General features: G+C 72.5%; 15 protein-coding genes. 7 read left to right on the top strand and 8 right to left on the bottom strand.

Annotated features, from left to right (window positions below; translation table 11 throughout):
• Nucleotides 1-100: 100 nt before the first annotated feature.
• A complete protein-coding gene (locus ABZ646_RS18635; RefSeq protein ID WP_360519811.1) occupies nucleotides 101-1,423 on the bottom strand; it encodes a phosphatase PAP2 family protein in 1,323 nt (440 codons plus the stop codon).
• Nucleotides 1,424-1,785: 362 nt separating this feature from the next.
• Here ABZ646_RS18635 and ABZ646_RS18630 point away from each other — a divergent pair, with 362 nt between their 5' ends.
• The 3 genes from ABZ646_RS18630 (at nucleotide 1,786) to ABZ646_RS18620 (ending at nucleotide 7,867) form a co-directional block, all read left to right on the top strand.
• Nucleotides 1,786-4,995: an alpha-L-rhamnosidase gene (locus tag ABZ646_RS18630; protein ID WP_360519809.1), complete on the top strand. Its 3,210-nt coding sequence runs from the start codon at nucleotides 1,786-1,788 to the stop codon at nucleotides 4,993-4,995.
• A 419-nt stretch (nucleotides 4,996-5,414) separates the two neighbouring features.
• On the top strand, nucleotides 5,415-5,981 hold the full coding sequence (locus tag ABZ646_RS18625; RefSeq protein ID WP_360519807.1) for a gluconokinase: 567 nt from the start codon (nucleotides 5,415-5,417) through the stop codon (nucleotides 5,979-5,981).
• A gap of 47 nt (nucleotides 5,982-6,028) precedes the next feature.
• The gene (locus ABZ646_RS18620) at nucleotides 6,029-7,867 is read left to right on the top strand and encodes a glycoside hydrolase family 15 protein (RefSeq protein ID WP_360519805.1); all 1,839 of its coding nucleotides are present in this window, start codon (nucleotides 6,029-6,031) and stop codon (nucleotides 7,865-7,867) included.
• On the opposite strand, the gene ABZ646_RS18615 is transcribed toward ABZ646_RS18620, so the two are convergent.
• The 5 genes from ABZ646_RS18615 to ABZ646_RS18595 all read right to left on the bottom strand — a co-directional run bounded on the left by ABZ646_RS18615 (nucleotide 7,868) and on the right by ABZ646_RS18595 (nucleotide 14,036).
• Nucleotides 7,868-8,899 carry a cytochrome d ubiquinol oxidase subunit II gene (locus ABZ646_RS18615; protein WP_360519803.1) on the bottom strand — a complete coding sequence of 344 codons (1,032 nt, stop codon included), beginning with the start codon at nucleotides 8,897-8,899 and terminating at the stop codon, nucleotides 7,868-7,870.
• Nucleotides 8,896-10,338, bottom strand: coding sequence for a cytochrome ubiquinol oxidase subunit I (locus ABZ646_RS18610; protein ID WP_360519801.1), 1,443 nt, complete (start codon nucleotides 10,336-10,338; stop codon nucleotides 8,896-8,898). Before ABZ646_RS18610 ends, ABZ646_RS18615 begins: the two co-directional genes overlap by 4 nt.
• A gap of 44 nt (nucleotides 10,339-10,382) precedes the next feature.
• Nucleotides 10,383-11,222, bottom strand: coding sequence for an SDR family oxidoreductase (locus ABZ646_RS18605; RefSeq protein WP_360519799.1), 840 nt, complete (start codon nucleotides 11,220-11,222; stop codon nucleotides 10,383-10,385).
• 166 nt (nucleotides 11,223-11,388) lie between these two features.
• Nucleotides 11,389-12,969, bottom strand: coding sequence for a GMC family oxidoreductase (locus ABZ646_RS18600; RefSeq protein WP_360519797.1), 1,581 nt, complete (start codon nucleotides 12,967-12,969; stop codon nucleotides 11,389-11,391).
• A gap of 104 nt (nucleotides 12,970-13,073) precedes the next feature.
• The gene (locus ABZ646_RS18595) at nucleotides 13,074-14,036 is read right to left on the bottom strand and encodes a cyclase family protein (RefSeq protein ID WP_360519794.1); all 963 of its coding nucleotides are present in this window, start codon (nucleotides 14,034-14,036) and stop codon (nucleotides 13,074-13,076) included.
• A gap of 412 nt (nucleotides 14,037-14,448) precedes the next feature.
• Here ABZ646_RS18595 and ABZ646_RS18590 point away from each other — a divergent pair, with 412 nt between their 5' ends.
• From ABZ646_RS18590 to ABZ646_RS18580, 3 genes are read left to right on the top strand one after another with little or no spacing between them, the layout of a single operon-like run.
• Complete coding sequence (locus ABZ646_RS18590; protein ID WP_360519792.1) at nucleotides 14,449-14,688, top strand: ferredoxin; 240 nt, start codon at nucleotides 14,449-14,451, stop codon at nucleotides 14,686-14,688.
• Entirely contained in the window at nucleotides 14,685-16,079 is a 1,395-nt protein-coding gene (locus ABZ646_RS18585; protein ID WP_360519790.1) for an FAD/NAD(P)-binding oxidoreductase, read from the top strand. The genes ABZ646_RS18590 and ABZ646_RS18585 overlap by 4 nt, the downstream gene beginning before the upstream one ends.
• An 18-nt stretch (nucleotides 16,080-16,097) precedes the next feature.
• Entirely contained in the window at nucleotides 16,098-17,318 is a 1,221-nt protein-coding gene (locus ABZ646_RS18580) for a cytochrome P450 (RefSeq protein WP_360519788.1), read from the top strand.
• Between the two features lie 22 nt (nucleotides 17,319-17,340).
• Here ABZ646_RS18580 and ABZ646_RS18575 read toward each other — a convergent pair whose 3' ends face one another.
• Entirely contained in the window at nucleotides 17,341-18,015 is a 675-nt protein-coding gene (locus ABZ646_RS18575; RefSeq protein ID WP_360519786.1) for a GAP family protein, read from the bottom strand.
• Between the two features lie 135 nt (nucleotides 18,016-18,150).
• Nucleotides 18,151-19,167: an FUSC family protein gene (locus ABZ646_RS18570; RefSeq protein WP_360519784.1), complete on the bottom strand. Its 1,017-nt coding sequence runs from the start codon at nucleotides 19,165-19,167 to the stop codon at nucleotides 18,151-18,153.
• Between the two features lie 150 nt (nucleotides 19,168-19,317).
• Here ABZ646_RS18570 and ABZ646_RS18565 point away from each other — a divergent pair, with 150 nt between their 5' ends.
• Nucleotides 19,318-19,488 (top strand): hydrophobic protein, encoded by a 171-nt coding sequence (locus ABZ646_RS18565; protein ID WP_360519782.1) that lies wholly within the window; start codon nucleotides 19,318-19,320, stop codon nucleotides 19,486-19,488.
• The last annotated feature ends 118 nt before the right edge of the window (nucleotides 19,489-19,606 follow it).

Below are 19,606 nucleotides of genomic sequence, written 5' to 3'. Positions count from 1 at the left end.
GGCTACGCCGATCAACTGCTGCCGTCGCTCTTCGACTCCAAGTCTGCGGCGTACCCCGGTACTCATGCGAACACCTTACGGCCGTGCGGGGCCGGGCAGGTCACGTCGGTTCCGGCTGGAGCTCCGGTCGTGGCACGGGCGCGGCCTTCGGGTCCCACTGGGTGACGGTCCGTACGAAGCCGTAGACCACCGAGGCCATCGCCAGCACGAGCAGCGGCCCGGACAACCACGGGTGCTCGGCCATCGGCAACGGCAGCCAGCGGTAGGCGACCAGCAGCGTGGCGAAGACCGTCGTGCCGTAGGCCACCAGCCGGATCCCCGCCGGGTCCCAGCCGCGGTCGAAGGTGCGCAGCGCCGCCTCGACCGTCAGCGCGAACACCACGCCGGCGACGAGGTCGGCGCCGTAGTGGTAGCCGAACCCCAGCGTCGCGGTGAGCGTGGCGACCAGCCAGAACGCGCCCGCCCAGCGCAGCGGCCGCGGGCCGCCGCGGGAGTGCACGAAGATCGTGACGGCCCAGGCCGTGTGCAGGCTGGGCATGCAGTTGCGCGGGGTGACCCCGTCGAAACCCATGGGGTGCGGGGGAGCCACCGGTGGCGGGGTGTGCGGCCACAGGTCGGCGACCTCGAAGTGCCCGCCCGGGGGCGGTGTCGCCTCCGACCACAGGCTGAGCGACGACCAGTGCTCGACGCCCGTGCCGTACGCGAAGACCGGTCCGACCACCGGGAAGATCATGTAGACGGCCGGTCCGAGGAGGCCGATCGCGAGGAACGTGCGCACCAGGTGGTGGCGCGGGAAGCGGCGTTCGGCCGCCACGTTCCGCAGCTGGTACAGCGCGACGACGACCGCGGCCACGGCGAGCTGGCTGTAGACGACTTCGAGGAGGTTGAAGCCGACCGCGCCGCTGGCCGTGACCAGCCGGCCCACCAGCCAGGAGGGGTTGCCCAGCGCGTGGTCGGCGGTCGCCACGTACTGGTCGAGCACCGTGTGCCGGGTCTTGGACGTGATGATCAGCCAGATGTCCCCGGTCTTGCGGCCGGTCACCAGCAGCAGCCCCAGCCCCACCCCCTTGAGCAGCAGGACGCGTTCCGGCCCGGTCCGGCGGGTCACGGCGAGGACCCCGATGCCCAGGATCACCCACAGCGCGCCGTTGCCGAAGGGATGGCCCTCGGTCACCTCGGTGCCGGACGCCCAGCGGACCGCCCAGAACACGAGGTCGATACTGATCGCGGCGCCCAGCGCGACGAACCGCTGCCGCCAGGTGAGCACCGTCATCGTCAACGCCATGCCGGCGTACAGCAGGAAGCCCGATTTGGGGGCGAACACCACTTCCCGGGCCTGGTTGGTGAGCGGCCCCCGCAGGCCGTGGCGGCGCGCGACGAACTCCAGCGTGATGAGGAATCCGAGGGCCACGACACCCGCCACGGCCCAGCGTCTCGCCGTGCCCGTGCTGTTCGTCCGCGAAGAAAACCGCTTCGTTATGTATCTCAATTTTCTGTCGCTGCCACCTTCCGGTCGCGATCCGTTCTCCCCCGGGCCGGGGACCAGCTTGCCCGAGAGGAAAAGACGACTGGACCGCGCCCCGGGTTGTTCCGGCCTGCCGCCCCGCCTCCTGCCGGACCGGCCGAGCCGTCCACATTGAAACCGTTCAATTGTGAACTGGGCGCGCCGGGAAAAGCGTTGCACGACGATTGACCCCCACCCCGCCCCGATCTACGGTACCCACGCCTCCCCTTTTTGAATCGATTCATTCTTCCGTGCAAGTTCCGTGCAAGTGAGGAGTCGTAGTGATCAGCAGGAGGAACATGCTCGTGACCGCGGCCGCCGCGGTCGTGGCGGCGGCTGTCGACGGCGGCTCGGCGACCGCCGAGCCCGGGTCCGGACCGGCGCGGGGTCGGGCGCGGGGCGCCGGACCGCGGGTGGCCGGGGCCGACGTGGAGTACGTCCGGAACCCTCTGGGCCTCGACGCCCGGCGCCCCCGGCTCAGCTGGCCGCTGGCCGCCGACGGGACGGCCGTGCGGCAGAGCGCCTACCAGGTCCGGGTCGCCACCAGCGCCCCGGCGCTGGCGCGTCCGGACGTCTGGGACAGCGGGAAGGTCATGTCCGCCGAGTCCGTGCTGGTGCCGTACGCCGGGCCCGAACTGCGGCCCCGCACCCGCTACCACTGGTCGGTGCGGGTGTGGGACGGGGACGGCCGGGTCTCCGACTGGAGCGAGCCCGCGTGGTGGGAGACCGGGCTCATGGACACCGGGCAGTGGACCGCCGACTGGATCTCCGCCCCCGCGAGCCTCACCGACGCGCCGTCCTTCGAGGGCGGCTCCTGGATCTGGTTCCCCGAGGGCGACCCGACGAGCGGCGTGCCGGCGGCGACCCGCTGGTTCCGCGGCCGGGCCACCCTGCCCGACGGGATCACGGCGGCGACGCTCGCCATCACCGCGGACAACGTGTACACCGCGTGCGTCAACGGCGTCGAGGTGGCCCACACCGACCTCGACACCGACAACGAGGACTGGCGCCGCCCGGCCGTCGTCGACGTACTGGACCAGGTGCGTGCGGGGGACAACGTTGTCGCGATCTCCGCGACCAACGCCACCGACGGTCCGGCGGGCCTGCTCGCCGTCCTCGTGGTCCGAACCGCCGCCGGTGAGCAGAAGGTGTTCACCGACGCCTCCTGGAAGACCACCGACCAGCAACCCGCCGACGGCTGGACCGGGCCGGACTTCGACGACGGCGGCTGGCAGGCCGTCAGGGTGGCGGCGGCCTGGGGCGACGGACCGTGGGGCCGGGTCGTCCCGGTGTCGTACGCCGCCACCCAGCTGCGGCACTCGTTCCGGCTGCCGCGCAAGAAGATCGCCCGCGCCCGGCTCTACGCCACGGCGCTCGGCCTGTACGAGGCCCACCTCAACGGCAGCCGGGTGGGCACCGACCAGCTGGCCCCCGGCTGGACCGACTACCGCACGCGGGTGCAGTACCAGACCTACGACGTCACCGAGTTGCTGAGACCGGGCGCCAACGCCCTCGGCGTCCACCTCGCCCCCGGCTGGTACGCGGGCAACGTGGGCATGTTCGGACCCGGTCAGTACGGCCCGCACCCCGCGCTCCTCGCCCAGCTGGAGGTCGAGTACGCGGACGGGACCAATGACCGCGTCACCTCCGGCACCGACTGGCGGGCCGCCGCCGGGCCGATCGTCGCCGCCGACCTGCTGAGCGGCGAGACGTACGACGCGCGCAGGGAGACCCCCGGCTGGACCTCGCCCGGCTTCGACGACGGGAGCTGGCTCGCCGTACGCGGCGAGGGCGACATCGGGCCCGGACTCGTCGTCGCCCAGGTGGACGGACCGGTCCGCGTGGAACGGGAGTTGACACCCAAGGCGGTGACCCGGCCCCAGCCCGGCGTCTTCGTCTTCGATCTGGGGCAGAACATGGTCGGCACGGTACGGCTGAGGGTCTCCGGTGCCGCGGGGACGACCGTGCGGCTGCGGCACGCCGAGGTGCTCAACCCCGACGGCACCGTCTACACCGCCAACCTGCGCAGCGCGGCGGCGACGGACACGTACACCCTCAAGGGCCACGGCGAGGAGGTCTACGAGCCCCGCTTCACCTCCCACGGGTTCCGGTACGTCGAGGTGACCGGGTTCCCCGGCACGCCCACCGCGAAGGCGGTCACCGGACGGGTCATGCACACGGACGCCCCCTTCACCCTCGACTTCGAGACCGACGTGCCGATGCTGAACCAGCTGCACCGCAACATCACCTGGGGGCAGCGCGGCAACTTCCTCTCCGTGCCCACCGACACCCCCGCGCGCGACGAACGGCTGGGCTGGACCGGCGACATCAACGTCTTCTCGCCGACCGCCGCCTACACGATGGAGTCGGCCCGGTTCCTGTCCAAGTGGCTCGTCGACCTACGGGACTCGCGGACCCCGGCGGGCGCCTTCACGGACGTGGCACCGGTGGTCGGCACCCTCGGCAGCGGCACGGCGGGGTGGGGCGACGCCGGTGTCACCGTCCCCTGGGCCCTCTACCAGGCCTACGGCGACCGGCAGGTCCTCACCGACGCCTGGCCGTCGGTGCGGGCCTGGCTCACGTACCTGGAGCAGCACAGCGACGGGCTGCTGCGGCCGGCCGAGGGCTACGGCGACTGGCTGAACGTCGACGACGACACCCCCAAGGACGTCATCGCCACCGCCTACTTCGCCCACGCCGCCGACCTCGCGGCCCGGATGGCCGGCGAACTCGGCGAGGACGCGGGGCCCTACACCGAGCTCTTCGGGCGGATACGCACGGCCTTCCAGAACGCCTACGTCACCTCCGACGGCCGGGTGCGGGGCGACACGCAGACGGCGTACGTCCTCGCGCTCTCCATGGACCTGTTGCCGGACGCGTCCCGGAAGGCGGCCGCCGACCGGCTGGTGGCGCTGATCGAGGGCCGGGACTGGCACCTGTCCACCGGGTTCCTCGGGACACCCCGGCTGCTGCCCGTCCTCACCGACACCGGCCACACGGACGTCGCCTACCGCCTGCTCCAGCAGCGTTCGTACCCCAGCTGGGGCTACCAGATCGACCGGGGCGCCACCACGATGTGGGAGCGCTGGGACTCGATCCGGCCCGACGGGAGCTTCCAGGACCCGGCCATGAACTCCTTCAACCACTACGCCTACGGCTCGGTGGGCGAGTGGATGTACACGAACATCGCCGGGATCGCGCCGGGCCGTCCCGGCTACCGCGAGATCGTCGTCCGCCCGCGTCCGGGCGGCGCGGTCACCTCCGCCCGCGCCACGTTCACCTCGGTGTACGGGCCGGTCTCCACCCGGTGGCGGTTGCGTTCCGGCCGCTTCACCCTGACCTGCGAGATGCCGCCGAACACGACCGCGGAGGTCTGGGTCCCGACGTCCGACCCGACGGCCGTCACCCACGACCACGGCACGTTCCTGCGCACGGACGACGGCTGCGCGGTGTTCCGGGTGGGCTCCGGCACCCACGACTTCACCACCTGACCACCCACCCCGACACCGGCGAGCCGCGCCCGAACCCGGACCTGACGCGTCCTCTGCCGGGTGGCTTCGCGTCCGGTTCCGGGGCCGGCGCGTGCTCTGCCGGGTGGGCCGCGTCCGGTTCCGGGGGCGGCGGGTGTTCTGGCGGTGGGGTCGCGTCTGGATCCCGGGCCGACCTGACCTCCGGCAGGTGGGCCGGGTCTCTGGATCCGGAGTCGGCGGGCCCTTCGGCGGGTGGGCGGTGCTGGGCGCTCTCCGGGTGTCCGCGCGGTGGGTGTGCGGTGCTCGGCGTCCTCGTGGACGTCCGCTGTCATGGGTGCGCCGGGCCCGGCGCGCTCGTGGGGACCTGCTGCCCGATCGGCGGCCCCGGCGAGCCGTGGAGGTCCGCTGTCCGATCGGCGGATCCGGGGGATAGTGGAGTCATGCCTCCCGCCGTCGGCGGTCCACGTGTGGTGATCGTGATGGGGGTGTCCGGGTCCGGTAAGTCCACCGTCGGCGCCGGGCTCGCGGAGCTGCTCGGTGTGCCGTTCCTGGAGGGGGACGACCTCCATCCCGCGGCCAACCTCGCCAAGATGGCGTCCGGACACCCGCTGGACGACGCCGACCGGCGGCCCTGGCTGGCGGCGATCGCGCGGTGGATCCGGGCCACCGCGGCGAGCGGACACGGCGGTGTCGCCTCCTGCTCCGCGCTCCGGCGCGCGTACCGCGACCGGTTCCGGCGCACGGGTGCGGACGTGTGGTTCCTGTACCTGCACCTCGACCGTGAGGAGGCCGTGGCACGCCTGGCCCGGCGCACGGGCCACTTCATGCCGCCGGAGCTGCTCGACTCCCAGTACGCCACGCTGGATCCGCTGCGCCCCGACGAACCGGGCGCCACCGTCGACGTCAACGACGCCAGGAGCCCGGCCGACGTCCTGGCGGCCGCCGTACGGGCGGTGCGGGGCGGGTCCGGGCCGACGAGCCGGGGCGGGAGCACCGGCTTACGCTGATCGAGGGGGTGCGTTCGGGTGACTCGCACGCCGGAAGGGGCGCCCCGATGGACGACTACCCGATGATCGAGAACCACGGGCTGATCGGCGACCTGCAGACCGCCGCGCTGGTGACCACCGAGGGAGCGGTCGACTGGTTCTGCTCGCCGCGGTTCGACGCGCCGAGCGTGTTCGGGTCGCTGCTCGACAAGGAGAACGGCGGCCACTGCACGGTCCGGCCGGCCCACCCGACCCATTCGACCAAGCAGTTGTACCTGCCGGACACGGCGATCCTGGTGACCCGGTTCATGACCGAGGTGGGCGCCGGCGAGGTGATCGACTTCATGCCGGTCACGGGTACCACGGCCACTTCCCGGCACCGGCTGGTCCGCCTGGTCCGCTGTGTCCGCGGCACCATGACCTTCGACGTGGAGGTGGCGCCGCGGTTCGACTACGGGCTGATGAAACACGAGGTGCACATCACCCCGCACGGGGCGGTGTTCGCCGCGGAGGACGGCACCGAGCTCACCGTGCACCCCATCCGGGAGCCGGCGGACGAGCGGCTGTCGGACCTGCTGACGCACCGGGACGCCGACCTCCAGGTCTCGCTGACCCTGCGGGCGGGCGAGCAGCGGGGTCTGGTCCTGGAGATGGGCGCCGACGGCCCGCCCAGGGAGATCCGCCGGGAGGAACACGAACGGCTCTTCGACGAGACGGCGGCGTTCTGGCGCACCTGGCTGGCGCAGTCCCGCTACACCGGGCGCTGGCGCGAGATGGTGGAGCGGTCCGCGATCACGCTGAAGCTCATGACCTTCGCCCCCAGCGGAGCCCTGGTGGCCGCCCCGACGGCGGCCCTCCCCGAGCAACTGGGCGGCGAGCGCAACTGGGACTACCGCTTCACCTGGATCCGGGACGCCTCGTTCTCCGTGTACGCCCTGCTGGGGCTGGGCTTCACGGAGGAGGCCAGGGCGTTCATCATCTGGCTGGGCGACCGGGTCAAGGAGCGGGCCGGCCGGCACGGGGACACGGGCCCGCTGAACATCATGTACAAGGTCGACGGCTCCTCCGACCTGACCGAGCAGATCCTCGACCACTGGGAGGGCTACGAGGGGTCCGCCCCGGTCCGGATCGGCAACGGCGCCGCCACCCAGCTCCAACTGGACATCTACGGCGAGGCGTTGGACAGCATCTACTTCGCGCACCGGCACGGCTTCACGCTCGGCCACGGCGGCTGGACCTCGCTGCGGACGGACCTGGAGTGGCTGGCCGACCACTGGGACCAGGCCGAGGAGGGGATCTGGGAGACCCGCGGCGGCCGCCAGGACTTCACGTACGGGCGGGTGATGTCCTGGGTGGCGTTCGACCGTGCGCTGCGCCTCGCCGCGGCGACGGGGTGGCCGTCCTCGCCCGGCCGCTGGCAGGCCGAACGGGACGCCGCCTACGAGCAGGTCATGGCCAAGGGCTGGAGCGAGAAACGGCAGGCCTTCGTGCAGCACTACGGCAGTGAGGTCCTGGACTCCTCGCTGCTGCGGATGGCGACGGTCGGCTTCATCACGCCCGGGGATCCGATGTGGTCGGCGACCCTGGACGCCATGGAGCAGGAACTGGTCAGCGACAGCCTGGTCTACCGGTACAACCCCAGTGCCTCGCCGGACGGCCTGCGCGGCTCGGAGGGCACCTTCTCGCTGTGCACGTTCATGTACGTCGACGCCCTGGCCCGGGCCGGCCGGACGAACCGGGCACGGCTGGTCTTCGAGAAGATGATGGGGTACGCGAACCACCTCGGGCTGTACTCCGAGGAGATCGACCCGACGGGCCGCCAACTCGGCAACTTCCCGCAGGCGTTCACCCACCTCGCGCTCATCGACTCGGCGATCACCCTCAACGAGGCCCTCGACCGGCGGTAGTCAGGCCCCGTCGCCGCGCCGCAGGTCGGCGTCGGTGAGGCCCTCCAGTTCGCCGTGGGTGTCGAGCCAGTACAGGAAGACGACCGCGGGGACCACGAGGACCACGGCGACCAGGGTGACCAGCCCCAGCCAGCGCAGGGTGGTGTGGGCGCCCGCGCCCTCGGCGACGGTCAGCGAGGTCGGGACGAGGTAGGGGCGCTGCGCCATGCCCCAGGCGATGATCGAGGAGGCGACCACACCGACCGCCGTGACCCGCGACCAGGCCCCCGAGGGGCGGGTCAGCAGCCGGACGGTGGCGAGCGTGGCCAGCGCCGCCACGATCACGAAGAAGAGGCCGACGCCGTGGGTCAGGCCGTGCCACACGTGGTGCGCGTCGCCGTGCGTGACGAACAGGGTGACGACGGCCAGTACGGCGACCGCGGCGAGAGCGGCGAAGGCCCGGCGGCGGAAGTAGCGGTCCAGGTCGGGCGCGGCGAAGCGGCGGGCGTCCGCGGCGAGGAAGACGGCGCCGAGGGTCGCCGTGGCGGCGACGGCCAGCAGGCCGAACAGCAGGGAGGTGGGGTTGGCCCAGGCGTCCGTGGACGCGGTCGTGGTGGCGGTCACCCGGCCCGAGGCCACCCCGCCGGCCGCGGCGCCCAGGAAGAACGGCGTCAGCAGCGAGGAGACGGCGAACACCGCCCCGTACAGGCGCCGCCCGGCCAGCCGCCGTACGGGCTTGCGCAGGGCGAAGCCGGCGCCGCGCAGCACGATGCCCACGGCGGCCAGCGCCAGCGGCAGCCACATGGTGGTGAACACCCGCTGGAAGAGGACCGGGAAACCCGTCCACATGATGACCAGGACGAAGATCAGCCAGACGTTGTTGACCTCCCAGACGGGCTCCATCGCGTGGTCGATCAGCCACCGCGGACGCTTGCCGCGCTCGGCGCCGCCCGCGGTCAGGTCCCAGAAGCCGGCACCGTAGTCGGTGCCCCCGCCGCAGGCGTAGGCGGCGATCGCGAGCAGCAGGACGACGGCGATCACCCCGGCGATCACAGCCGGCTCCCGGTGGCGCGCGGCCCGTACGGCGTGTCCGTCTCGGGTGTCTCGTGCTCCGGGGTCTCCTTCGGCGGCCGTGGGCCGCCCCGTTCGTCGGCGAGCCGCCAGCGGGAGCGCATCTTCAGGAGCACCGCGAGGAACGACCCGAAGACGAGGACGTACACGACGACGACCACCGCGAACATGATCCACAGGCTGGTGGAGCGGGTCGCCGTGACCGCCTCGGCGACCCGCATGTTCTGGTAGACGATCCAGGGCTGGCGGCCCACCTCGGTGGTGATCCAGCCGCATTCGACGGCGGCCACGGAGGCCACGCCCGCGCAGGCGGCGGCGCGGAAGAACCACGGGGAGACGGGCAGCCGGCGGCGCCGGAGCCACAGGACGCCGTACCAGAGCGCGAGCAGGAGCAGCAGGGAGCCGACCCCGACCATGGTGTCGAAGGCGAAGTGGGCGATGGTCGCCTGGGTGGCCGTCGGCCGGCCGCTCGCGGGGACCGAAGTCAGTCCGGTGACCTGGGTGTCCGGGCGGAAGCCGGCCAGGACGGAGTCGAGCTGCGGGATCCTGATGCCGCCGGAGATGGTGCCGTCCGGGTGGATCCGGCCGTACAGGTACTCCGGCTGGTGGGTGGCGGTCTTCCAGACGATCTCCATGCCGGCGAACTTCACCGGCTGCTTGTGGAAGACCTGCCGGGCGATGGAGTCGCCGAGGACGAACTGCACGGGCGTGCACACGGCGGCGAGGGTGAAGGGGACGGTGAAGCCGAGCCGGTGGTAGCGGTCCCGGCGGCCGCGCAGCCACCCGACGGCGTAGACACCGGCCACCACGTACCCCGCGGTCACGAACATGGCGAAGACGAAGTGCCAGTACTCCGGGCCGAACATGGGGGTGAAGACGGCCTTCCAGATCTTCACGTCGACCGGGTTGCCCGCGGAGTCGAGGGTGAAGCCGCGCGGGGTGTTCATCCAGGAGTTGGCGGCCAGGATGCCGAAGGCGCCGAGCAGGGCGACCAGCGGCAGCGGCAGGCCGAGCAGGAAGTGGGTCCTGGCGGGCAGCCGGCGCCAGCCGTAGAGGTAGATGGCGATGAGGACGGCCTCCAGGAAGAACGCCCACGCCTCGACGCCGAAGCCGATGCCGAAGACGTCGCCCCAGCGGCCCATCATGCCGGGCCACAGCAGCCCGAACTCGAAGGACAGCACCGTGCCGGTGACCACGCCGATGGCGAACTGCACCGCCATGACGGCCGACCACCGGCGGGCCAGCAGCAGGGCGGTGGCGTCGCCGCGGCGCAGGCCGTGGCCGTGCATGACGAGCGTGATCAGCGGCAGCGCCACCCCCAGGGGCACCAGGATGATGTGGGAGGCCAGGGTGAAGGCCATCATCGATCTGGCCGGCAGCGTCTGCGCCGGTACGTCCGCCACCAGCAGGACCGTGTGCATGTGTCGCCTCTCCGGGGACCGGCGCGCCGGTGTGAGGGGGTGGGTCAGCCGCCGGTGGCGAAGCCCGGGAAGAGGGTCATCCCGCCGTCGACGTAGAGGGTGGCGCCGACGACGTAGTCCATGAGGTCGGAGGCGAGGGCGACGGCCGCGTAGCCGATGTCCTCGGGGTCGCCGACCCGGTCGTAGGGGATCAGTTTCAGCAGGTCCTGCTGGGCCTGGGGGGTGTCCCAGGCGCTGCGGTTGATGGGGGTCCTGATGGCTCCGGGGGCGATCGCGTTGACGCGGATCTTCTTCGGGGCGAGCTCCTGGGCCAGCGTCTCCATCATCATCTGCACGCCGCCCTTGGAGGAGGCGTAGTTGACGTGCCCGGCCCACGGGATGATCTGGTGGACCGAGCTCATGCAGATGATCTTCCCGGCCGCCCGGGACACCTCGGGCACGACCCCGCGCCGCAGGAACTCCCTGGTCGCCTCCCGGGCGCAGAGGAACTGGCCGGTGAGGTTGACGTCCAGGACCTTCTGCCACTGGGCGAGGGTCATCTCGGTGAACGGCGCGTCCCGTTGGAGTCCGGCGTTGGCCACCAGGATGTCGATCGTGCCGAACTCCTGGACCATCCGGTCCGTCATGGCGACGACCTGCTGCTCGTCGGAGACGTCCGCCTCGTAGGCGGCCGCCTTGACCCCGAAGGCGGTGATCTCCTCGACCACCTTCTCGGCCTCGTCGGCGCCGGCCACGTAGTTGACGACGACATCGGCCCCGGCCCGGCCCAGGGCGATGGCCGTCGCCTTGCCGATCCCGGAGTTCGCGCCGGTGACCAGCGCCTTCTGGCCCTTCAGCAGGTGCGCGGGGATCACGCCCCGGGGTGCGCCCTCGGTGGAACTCACGATGTCCTGCTCCTCCACTGCGTGCCCGTCTCCGCCGGGCCCGTCGCCCGGCGGCCCGGGCCCTCAGACAAGCACCGGCGGGCGGTGGCGGCACGCCGTGGCGGACCGCGTTGCGCTGCCCGGCGGAGGATCTTCGCCCGGTCGGGGGCCGGGTGCCCGCGCGGACTCAGCCCAGTCGCTCCAGCAGGTGGTCGCCGACGCGCAGGGCGTTCGCGATGGCCGTCAGGGACGGGTTCACCGCGCCGATGCTCGGGAAGAAGCTGGTGTCCACGACGTAGAGGTTGTCCAGGTCGTGCGCCTTGCAGTCGACGTCCAGGGCCGAGGACGCCGGGTCGGTGCCGAACCGGACCGTGCCGGCCTGGTGGGCGGTGGCGCCGATCGGCATGCCCTTGTGCAGGTAGATGCTGCGGGACAGCAGGTGGTGCTCGTGCATGCCGAGGTGGCCGAGCATGTGCTGGAGCTTGTGCCGCAGCCGCTCCAGACCGGCGGTGTTGTTGCCCTCGTCGAGGGTGAGCCGGATCCGGCCGTCGTCCTCCAGGGTCACTCGGTTCTCCGGCTGCGGCAGGTCCTCGCCGCACAGCCAGAAGTCGACGGCGTGATGGGCCAGCACCTCGAACGGCAGGTCCGGCGCGACCGCCCCGGCCCAGCGCGGGGCCTCGCCGTGGATCTGGTCGGCGTCCGACTTGCCGAGCATCTGGATCCCGCCGAGCGGGTACTCCCAGTCGTCCGCGCCCAGGTACCAGTCGTGCAGCGCGAGGGTCTTCTGGAACCGGGTGTCGTTGGGTTCCTTCGAGACCGCCATCAGTGCCAGGTTGTTGTGGCGCATGTAGTGCCGGCCGACCACGTCGGAGCTGTTCGCCAGCCCGCGCGGATGCCGGTCGTTCGCCGAAGCCAGCAGCAGCGCCGCCGAGTTGACGGCCCCGCAGGCCACGACCACCACGTCGGCCGAGAACCGGGCCTCCCGCTCACCGGGGAGTTCGGCGACGACGGAGGTGACACTGCGACCGGTGGGGTCGGTCTCCAGGCGGGTCACCCGGGCGTTGGTGACCATGTCCACGTTCGGGTGCCGGAGCGCGGGCTCCACGCAGATCACCTGCGCGTCGGACTTGGCGCGCACCAGACAGGGGAAGCCGTCCACGCGGTCGCAGCGGATGCAGACGCTGGAGTGGGTGGCCCGGCCGTCCTCGTCCTGGGTGAGGTCGACCCCGATCGGCAGGTGGAAGGGGTGCAGGCCCTGCTTCTCCAGGTCCAGGCTCAGCTGCTCGATGCGCGGCTCGTGTTCGACCGGCGGGTAGGCGTACTGGGCGCTGCACGGCCCTTCCCAGGGGTCCTCGCCGTGCCGGCCGTGCACCAGGTAGAGGTGCTCGGCCTGGGTGTAGTACGGCTCCAGGTCGTCGTAACCGAGCGGCCAGGCCGGGGATATGCCGTCGTGGTGGCGGAGTTCGCCGAAGTCCTCGGGGCGCAGCCGGAACAGGGCCGCGCCGTAGAACTTGGTGTTCCCGCCGACGTAGTAGTTCACCTCGGGCGGGAACTCGTGGCCGTGCCGGTCCAGCCAGAACTCCGGGGCCCGGTACTTGGCCTTCACGAACACGGCGGTGGAGTCCCAGTTGTCGCGTTCGCGAGGCAGGTAGTCGCCGCGTTCGAGGATCAGCACCCGTTTCCCGGACGGGGCCAGGCGGTGGGCCAGGGTGCCGCCGCCGGCACCGGTGCCGATCACGATGACGTCGTACGGGGGCAGGGCGTCCATGGCAACCACCGTCCTTGTCTCGCCTGGTCCGCGGCCCGGCGCGGGGTCCCCCTGGTTCGAACGTACGCGCCGTGCGGGGGCGCGGCACCCGGAGCCGCGGCCGGTCAGAGCACGGCGATCGGGTTCACCGGGGAGCCGGTCGCCGCCGGGAGCCGCAGCGGGGCGACGACGCACAGGAAGTGCCGGCCGGCCCGCTGTTCGCACAGCTCCGCGAGTTCCTCCAGGTCGAGCCAGTCCAGCAGGTGCAGGCCCAAGGCGTTGACGGCCAGGACGTGTACCGGGAACCCGACCCCGGCGACGGCGCTCGGCGCGGCGTCGCTGTTGCCGTCCGAGCCCAGGACCGACACGCCCCGCGCGGCCACGAACTCCATCGCCGTCGGATGCAGGCCCGCGCGGTCCCGCGTCACGTCCCAGGGCCCGAGGGTCCGGCGCCGCAGCCGGTGCCCCACCCGTACGAACAGCAGGTCCCCCGGCCCGACCGCGGTCTCCTGCGCGGCCTCGGCCGCGGCGAGGTCCTCGGCGGTCACCTGGTCGCCGGGCTCCAGCCAGCGCACCCCGCGCAGCCGCGGGATGTCGAGGAGGACACCCCGGCCGGCGATCCCGTCCCGCACCAGGTCGAGCGAGAGCGCCCCGGCGCCGTCCGCCGTCACGGTGCTCGCGGGGAGACCGCCGTACAGCTCGCCGTCGAAGATCACGTGGCACAGCGCGTCGAGGTGGCTGTCGACGTCGTTGTGCACGTTCATCGCGAACCGGTCGCGGGCGAACACCAGACCGGGGGCCTCGGTCTCGTCATGGGCGGGCGCGATCATCCGGTGGCGCGCGGGCTCCGGGCTGTCCGGAGCGGGCCGGGTCTCGACGGTCGCGGCCAGCGACACGGTGCGCCCGGAGCGGACCTCGGCGGCGGCCGCCAGGACCCGCTCGGGCGTCAGCCGGTCCAGCCCGCCGCGCCGGCCCGCCCCGCCGTCCCCGGCCCGCTCCCGCAGCCGGCGGTACAGGTCACGGAAGGCCGCCTCGGTCAGGGGCCGCGGTGACCCGGGAGCGGGGGACACGGGCTGTTCCGGGGCCATCGGGAAACCTCCTGCTCCTGGCGGCACCGCGCCCGCCGCCGAACCACGAACCCCCTTCCGCCACCGAACCATCCGGGCGGCCCGGCCACCCGCGGGGCGCGAGCGGAGCACGCCGGTCCGCGGCGTGCGACAGGGCCGTCGGCGCCGGTCTCCCGGGGTGCGGCGCAGGTGGGTGCGGCATAGGCTGACCGGGTGAAACGCAGGGCTCCCCAGGCGTCTCACCGACGCCGCCGCGGCCCTTGCGTCGACGCCGTCCCTTTCCGCGATGACCAGCGTGACCAGCGTGACCAGCTGCTTCTCGCGATGACCAGTCGTTCCTGCGGAGACCCGGCGAAGGCGGTGCGGCTCGCGCTCCCGCGCCCGAGCGGTTCCGTCTTCAGGGTCCGCAGCTCGCAGTCCTGTGGAGGCCGGGATGAGAGTTGTCGTAGATCTTTCCCGATGTGAGGGGTACGCGCAGTGCGCCTTCCTGGCTCCGGACGCGTTCCGGATGCACGGCGAGGAAGCGCTGATGTACGACCCGAGCCCGGACGACGCCCAGCGCGAGCGGGTGCTGCGGGCGGCGGCGGCCTGCCCGGTCCAGGCGATCCTGGTCGACCGGCTGGAGGGACGGCCGCAGGGGCGGGACGTCCCGGTGGAGGCGTCGAGGTCATGACCAGTGCCGACAACCTGCGCGCGTTCAGGCGCGACGGCCGCATCGTGATCGTCGGGGCGTCACTGGCCGGGCTGCGGGCCGCGGAGTGCCTGCGCGACGAGGGCTTCACCGGGTCGCTGACGATGATCGGCGACGAACTGGGCGAACCCTACGACCGTCCCCCCTTGTCCAAGCAGGTGCTCACCGGGTGGGTGCCGGCCGACGCCACCGCACTGCCGCGCCGGCGCGAGATCGACGCGGAGTGGCTCCTCGGCGTGCCCGCGACCGGGCTGGACCTGGCCGGCAACCAGGTACGGCTCGCCGACGGACGCGAGGTGCCCTTCGACCGGGTGCTGATCGCCACCGGCGTCCGGGCCCGGCCCTGGTTCGTGGAGAGCGAGGCGGCGCTGGACGGCGTGTTCGTCGTACGGACCCGCGAACACGCCGAAGGCCTCCAACAGGCCCTGGCCGCCGGGCCCTCCCGGGTGCTGGTCATCGGTGCCGGGTTCACCGGTTCCGAGATCGCCTCCATCTGCCGGGAGCGGGACATCCCGGTGACCGTCGCCGAACTCGCCCCGGCCCCGCTGGTCGGCGCGCTCGGCGCCATGGTCGGGGACGTGGCCGCGGACCTGCAGCGGGCGCACGGCGTCGACCTGCGGTGCCGGGTCAAGGTCACCCGGCTGGAGGGCGACGCGCAGGGCCGGCTGCGCCGGGCCCACTTCGACGACGGCAGCACCCTGGACGTCGACGTGGCGGTGGTCGCGCTCGGCGGCATCCGCAACACCGAGTGGCTGCAGGGGTCGGGACTGGCGGCGGGGGTGTGGGGCATCGCCTGCGACACCGGCTGCCGGGCCATGGACCTCAACGGCCTGATCACCGACGACGTCTTCGTCGCCGGTGACGTGGCCCGCTGCCCGAACCCGATCTACGAGTACCGGCTCATCTCGCTGGAGCACTGGGCCAACGCGGTGGAGCAGGCCGAGGTCGCGGCGCACAACATGGTCAACGGCCAGGCGGACCGCTGGCCCCACCTGTCCGTGCCGCTGTTCTGGTCGATCCAGTTCGGCGTCAACATCAAGTCCGTCGGCGTGCCGACCTTCGCCGACGAGGTGATCGTCAGCCAGGGGTCGGTGGCCGACCACCGGTTCGTCGCCGCGTACGGCTACCGGGGCCGGGTCACCGCGGCCGTCAGCTTCAACAACGCGAAGTGGCTGGACCACTACCGGCGTCTGATCGAGACGGCCGCGCCCTTCCCGCCGCCCTGCCCCACGCCCGACCAGCCCCTCGACATGAAGCCGGTGCCCGTCGACTTCCCCGGCCCCACCCTGCTCGCCCAGGGCGCCACCGTGGTCGTCACCGGACACGACCCGGCCGAGCGGCGCGTCACGGCCGCGCACCAGCACCACCGGTAGCGGCGGAAAGGAAGCGAGATGACCACGACCCAGGTGCCCGACACGCTGCACCGGATCCTCGACTACTCCTCCCGTTCCGACCCGTACCCGCTCTACGCCGAGCTGCGCAGGACGCCGGTGGCCCGGCAGGAGGACGGCAGTTTCGTCGTCAGCACGTACCGCGAGCTCGCCGAGCTGCTGCACGACCCGCACGTGAGTTCCGACGTCCGCAACCTGGCGCATCCGATGCCCGGCAGGGAGTCGGACACCACGCCGGCGTTCATCAACCTGGACCCGCCCGAGCACGACCGGCTGCGGCGGATGGCGATGCGCCACTTCGGCCCCCCGCACACCCCGGGCCTGGTGGACGGCCTGGAACCGGTCCTGACCGCGACCGTCGGCGACCTGATCGACGACATGGCGGGCAAGGAGCAGATCGACGTCGTCGACGACCTCGCCTATCCGTTCCCCGTCACGGTGATCTGCCGGCTGCTCGGCGTGCCGCGCGAGGACGAACCGAAGTTCCGGCTGTGGGTGAACGACCTCATCAACTCGATCGACTACAACCCCGCCACCGACCCGAAGGAGAAACTGGAGAAGGGTCTGGCGGCCCGCCAGGACCTGCGCGAGTTCCTCGGCGGGCTGGTGGCGCAGCGCCACGGCCGCCCGGGCGACGACCTGCTGTCCCGGCTGGCCAACGACGACGGGCCGGACGGGCGGATGACCGACGAGGAGATCATCAGCACCGCGAACCTGCTGCTGATCGCGGGCCACGAGACCACCGTCAACCTCATCACCAACGGCATGCTGACGCTGCTGCGCCACCCCCAGGTGCTGGACCGCCTGCGCGGCGAACCGGAACTGGTGGTGCCGCTGGTCGAGGAACTGCTGCGCTACGAGCCGCCGGTGCACATCATTCCCTGGCGGGCGGCGTACAGCGACGTCACCGTCGCCGACACCGTCATCCCCAAGGGTTCGCAGATCATGCTGATGCTGGCCTCGGGCAGCCGTGATCCGCAGCGCTTCGTCGAGCCCGACCGCTTCGACCCCGACCGCCGTGACAACCAGCACCTCGGCTTCGGCAGCGGCATCCACCTGTGCTTCGGCGGCCCGTTGGCCCGCCGGGAGGCGCAGATCGCGCTGGGCGAGATGGCACGGCGCCTCGACGGGCCCGCGCTGGTCACCGACCCGCCGCCGTACCGGCGCAGTCCCGTGCTGCGCGGGCCGATCCATCTGCAGGTCCGGCAGAACGGCGGTTGACGGCGGCGGTCGGCCGGGCTTGTCAGGTGAGGACGGTGATGCCGTCACCGACGAGCTTCAGGCCGAGCACGAAGAACAGGACGGCCAGGACGGCGACGTTGTGCCGGGCGGCCCACTCCCGCCAGTTCGCGAGGAGGCCCCTGGCACGGTCGCCCATGACCAGGTAGACGGCGAGGGGCGCGAGCACGCCCAGGGACGCGATCACCACGAAGATCGCGAGGGCGCCGATCTGCTGGGGCACGGGGATCCCGGCGGAGCTGATCGAGGCGGCCGCGGCGATGGTCAGGGGAGCGTTCTTGAGGTTGCCCGCCGAGAGCAGCAGTCCCAGGCCGGCGATCTTGACCGGGGTGAAGCGGTCGATCGCCTCCATCCACTTCGGCAGCCGGGCCTGGGAGGGGTCTCTGGGGCGGCGGCGCCACTGCAGGGCGCCGAAGAGGACGAGGAGTACGCCCAGGGCGAGTTTGAGAGCCCCGACCCAGGTGGCCGGGTGCTTGTGGGCCGAGGCGCCGCCCGTGCCGCCCACGGCCAGCATGACCGCGCCGAGTCCGGCGAGGCCCAGCAGCCAGCCGAGCGCGAACAGCGTGCCGTTGAGGCGCCCCCGCGGGGTGGCCAGGATGAGGATGATCGCCACGATCGGCAGGGGGCTGACCGCGACACCGGCGGCCAGGCCCAGCACATCCCCGACAGCGTGTCCCACTGCGGCCTCCGCGGGGCGAGAGAAACGGGTTGTCCCAGGCCATCGTGGGGGCCCCTGGGCCCCCCGGCCACCCGCACCCGACGAACGGGTGACCCGGAGCAAGCGGATCCCGTACGGCGCTCACCCGCTCAGCCTCTAGAGGCGGTCGCAGAGGTCGAGGAGTCCGGTGAACGGCCTGCGGAGGACCACCGCCAGGGGCTCGGTGTCCTCCGCGGCGTAGCGGGTCAGGGCGGCGCGGGCGGTGGTGGTGTTCTCGTGGGGGTCCCGTCCCGCGAGGACGGCCTCCAGAGCGTGCCCGGTGTCCTCGGCGACCGGGAGGAGGCGGGTCCTGGCCAGGGAGAGGGCCGCGGCGGGCCCGTGGCGCGCGGTGCAGAGCTCGACCTCGGCGGCCAGCGTCAGGAGGTGCGGCACCGCACCGACGGCCAGACCGATCCGGGCGCCCAGTTCGGTCACCTCGTCGCGGTGGCGCCGACGCAGCGGATTGAACCGCATCGCCGACTCCGCCTCCCGCGCCCGGGCCCCGTACCCGCGCAGCCTCTCCGCCTGCGCCTGCGCCGCCGCCCGGTTCGCGGCCGCCGCCTCCGGCGACCCGATCGCACGCGTACCGCGCACGAGTCCCGCCGCCAGATCGGCCGCACACGCCCGGGCCAGCGCCGCCACCTCCCGGCGGGGGTCGCGCGGCCACAGCAGCGGACCGAGTACTGCGGTGACCGCACCTCCCAGCGCGTTCTCCCACAACCGGGCGAAGCCGTACGCCGCGGGGGACGGGTTGGCGAAGACCAGCAGCGAGGTCACCGCGACCTGCACGTTCAGAGTCGTCGCGGAACCGGCGAGGGTCCCGCACAGCAGGGCCAGCGCCAGCACGACGGCCAGGACCAGCGTGCTCGGGCGGAAGAGGCCGACCATGGTGACGCCGAGGGCCACGCCCGCCATCACGCCGAGGATCCGCAGCAGCAGCGCGGCCAGCGAGGACGCCGAGTCGCCGCGCAGGCACAGCAGCGGCACGATGGCGGCGAACACCGGGGGCTGAGCGGCCCCGGCCCACAGCGCCGTCTGCCAGCAGCACAGCGCGACCACCAGGATCCGGGCCGCCCCCGGCCCCTGCACCCGGAGTCTCCGGCCCACCCGGGCCCGCCGGGAAACGCCCGTCACCGGCTCACCATAGGCACGCCCGCAGCCCGCCGCCCGCACCGGCTCCCCGGTGGGCGCGTTGCTGTTCCCCTACTTTCCCTTCACAAACAAGGTGTTGTTGCGCATACGGGAATCAATGAAGGGCACACGGCGGTCAGGAGGTTGATAACTATGGTTCCCTTGCTGCTCGTTCTGCTTCTCGCCCTGATCCTGTTCGGGGCCGGTTTCGCGCTCAAGATCCTCTGGTGGGTCGCGGTCGTCGTCCTGGTGCTGTGGCTGCTGGGCTTCGTCATGCGCTCCACCACCGCAGGGGGCGGCCGCGGTCGCTGGTACCGATGGTGACCCCGCCGTCGTAGCCACACCGACGCCTCAGGGCCCGGCCGTCCCCACGGCCGGGCCCTGCGCGTGTGCGCACCCCTAGCCGACCGGAACAGCACACGTCACAACACCAGTCACAGAG

This window comes from Streptomyces sp. NPDC007162, from assembly GCF_040634175.1.
In the GTDB taxonomy this organism is placed as follows: Bacteria; Actinomycetota; Actinomycetes; order Streptomycetales; family Streptomycetaceae; genus Streptomyces.
The sequence above is the reverse complement of the archived record's forward strand: the minus strand, read 5'-3'. Positions and strand labels throughout refer to the sequence as shown.